The sequence below is a fragment of the Lysinibacillus sp. NPDC093688 genome (assembly GCF_050280145.1).
Classification (GTDB): Bacteria; Bacillota; Bacilli; order Bacillales_A; family Planococcaceae; genus Lysinibacillus; species Lysinibacillus xylanilyticus_B.
Genome location: NZ_JBNNUX010000005.1, coordinates 195834 through 199332 on the forward strand (window position 1 = coordinate 195834; position 3499 = coordinate 199332).

1 protein-coding gene is annotated in these 3499 nt (G+C 41.9%); it reads right to left on the reverse strand.

Annotated elements, in window-relative coordinates; genetic code table 11:
* Nucleotides 1-304: 304 nt before the first annotated feature.
* A complete protein-coding gene (gene dinG, locus ACQKN2_RS06950) occupies nt 305-3076 on the reverse strand; it encodes an ATP-dependent DNA helicase DinG (protein WP_427414332.1) in 2772 nt (923 codons plus the stop codon).
* Nucleotides 3077-3499 lie beyond the last annotated feature (423 nt).

Here is a 3499-nt window from a genome sequence, read left to right on the forward strand (position 1 = left end):
CGTTTTCACTTTCGCTACGAAAACATTTGTAGCTGTCGTTTCACTTTCGCTACGAAAACATTTGTAGCTGTCGTTTCACTTTCGCTACGAAAACATTTGCTGAAAGAAATTAAATAGCAACTAGCCCCCGCAATCGTCGAGGGCTTTTTTGCGAGTGAATTTTATGCCCTGCTTGCAGACTTTATTGTTCGGGGGTCTCTGTTTTCGATCTGTTTTTTTACGCTATATTCGATCGGGTCACCCGCTTTCTGATCTAACCCTACCAAAAAACCCCTTTTAGCAAGACTGCTAAAAGGGATTCCCATTATTTCTGCCAATTATTAAGTTCCTTTAACAACTCAGGTAGCTGCAATTTTTTCACATCAATCGGTGGTAACGCCTTAACAAATTCCTTGCCGTACGACTTTGTTGAAATACGACGGTCTAAAACTATAAAGGCTCCTTTATCCTGTGATGAGCGGATTAAACGACCAAAGCCCTGTTTAAAACGCATGATGGCTTCTGGTAGTGATAGCTCATTGAAAGAATTGCGACCTTGTGCGGTAATATGTTTTGCTCGCGCTTTAAATACAGGCTCTTCCGGTGAAGAGAACGGCAGGCGTACAACGATAACCGATGCAAGAGCGTCACCCGGAACGTCTACACCTTCCCAGAAGCTGTTTGTACCAAAAAGAACGGCATGGCTAAACTTTTGGAATGATTTCAGAATTCGCATACGGCTACCACCTGTGACTCCTTGTGCAAAGAGCATGTAGTCATCAAGGAGTTCACTATCTTGAATAAGCTCCACTGTTTTTCGAAGCATGTCCTGAGCGGTAAATAGGACAAAGCAACGTCCTTCAGTCATTCGCACGGTACGTGTAATCGCATGTGCGACTGCTTCAATATATTCGTCCTGAGACACATGTTGAATTTCAGGCATATCCGTGACAATAAATGCCTTTGCACCTGAATAATAGGATGATGGCGCTTGGAGCTTTATTACTTGCACACTATCAGAAATACCAAGTTGACTCGTCACAAAACGCTCATTACCTGGGACCGTTAAAGTACCTGAAGTCCACACGATACTTGCCTGCTTACGAAGCGGTGTAAGTACTTTTTCAATGATAGGAGTGACATTAACAGGCTTTTTATAGACGTGTAAGCTTCCAGGAACGCTCCTTAAATCAAATTCTAGCCATACTGAATTATCATCCTGTGGCGATAGGAAAATTTCCTCCCATTCCGCGATTTTTACTTTTAATTCACGGATCCAATAATGCCACTCAGATAAAATAAAGAGCTCATTTTTATCTAATTGCTCAATATTATTTTCAAAAGCCTGCCCTACTTCTGTCGCAAGATCAAGCCACTGCTGTGTAAGCTTACTCACTTGTAGAAGCGGTTCTTTTGCTAGCGATACATCTTCTAAAAATAAAGTGCATTTACTACTAGATTGCTTCCCTTTTATTTGTTGCTGCATTTTTTGTACAGCCCGTTGCATAGTTTCATCGAATGTCCGTTGTAGACGAATAAATTGTGCATCTAGTCGCTGTAAGCTTTGCATAGAAACGCGGTGTTTTTTCTTAGCTGCCTGACTAAATTGCTGGAACAAAGCCGTTTCCTCCATCGTTCCGATTTGACCGAAAATGTACTTCCACTGCGTATAGGAGAAGACAATTTCATCCTGTTGCATAGCAGATTGTATAAATTGATGTGCTTCGTCAATGATCCATCCGTCAATTTTTGTAAAGATTGGTGTTTGACGGACTAAATCACTGAGCACCATAGAATGATTCGTTACAATACAATCGGCAAATTCACTATTTTTTAACGCTTGCTCATAGAAATCAAAGCCCTTTGAAGGTTTTTCATCAGGCATTTTGCGGATTTTCTCTAAAAATAGTTGTCCGCCCCCAGATACATTGAGTTCACTTAGCACACCTGTTTCAGTTTTTGTCAGCCAGACAAGAATTTGCAAAATCGTAAATGTATCATCATAAGTTTCATCAGCATAAGCCATACATTGCTCAAAGCGTGCAACGTCAATATAATGCTGCATGCCCTTAAGAACAGCAATATTTACTTTAGTGCCAAGGATTTTTTCAATCTTTGGTAGCTCTTCCTCAACAAGTTGCTCCTGCAAGTGTGACGTATATGTGCTAATCGCGATTTTTTTATCGACTGTTCGAGCATACAAAATCGCTGGAAGTAGATAGCCTGCTGTTTTACCAATACCTGTTGAGGCCTCTATCACGCATTCCCTTTTGTCATTGAGCGCTTGCCAAATAGTGTCCATCATTTCGAATTGCGCAGGTCGTTGCTCAAAATTCGACATGGCTTTTGACATTAATGCTGTTTTGTCAGCTACTGTTTGTGGATATGAAACTACCTCCGCATGATTTGTATACTTTTTTCGTCCATCACATATTGCCAAATTGCGGTAGTAGGAGACATTCTCATTAACAGTTACATGCTGTCGTTTAATTTGAAGAGCCTCGAAGAAAAGCTGGGATAAATTTGATTTCAATCTGAATGAACGTTTGTGCATTTGTTCAAGGGTTAGCTGCGGGAGACTGAGTAACTCCTTCCAGCACCGTTTAAAGAGCTCCGCTGTTGCACGGGCATCGTCATCTGCTCGGTGTGCATTTGCTAGCTCTATATTTAAATCTGCCGCTAAATCACCTAGCTTAAAGCCGAGTGACATTGGGAACAAAATTTTGGCAAGCTCCACCGTGTCCATCTTTTTACCCTGCCATTTTGATAAACCCGCACGCTTGAACTCTGCTTGTAAAAAGGATAAGTCAAAATCCGCATTATGCGCGACGAATACACAATCGGCAAGCAGTTCATATATGTAGTCGGCATGTGCCTCAAACGGCAAGGCATCCTTTACATCCTCATCCGTAATATGCGTTAAATCTTGGATGAAAGTTGGAATAGCTTTACCTGGATAAATAAACTTCGTATACGTTTGTTCAATTTCCCAATCTTTCATAATAACAATTGCTATTTGAATCATTCGGTCCCCATTTGCCGGTGAATGACCAGTCGTCTCTAAATCAACAATTGCATACTTTTGACTTTCCATCATACATCTCAACTCACAGTTCACATTAGATAGATGAATTTTATCACAAATTTCGCTCATCGGCATCCCTCTGCCATTGTTGATTGGTCATAAAAAGACTTCTGAACGATCATTAGGATTTATAGCAAGAATCTCCAAATTAATATATTTGCAAAAATATGACCTATCACCATTACGTGTGGTTGATTTCCGTTCCGGCTGGGCGCTTTGTTGCTGACGCTTCGCTTTCGCACAGAGCAGAGCTTCCTGGGGGCGTCGGGGCAACAGGATGTTGGTCACGAAGGCGTTATCACAGGACGTGATGCTTTTAGCCTTCGTTCCCCTTCCCGCTTCGCTCCAGGGTCTCGGGCCAACAGATGTTTTTTGCGCGAAAGCGAAGCGGCAGCAGCACCGATGTTGGTCACGAAGGCGTTATCACAGGATGTG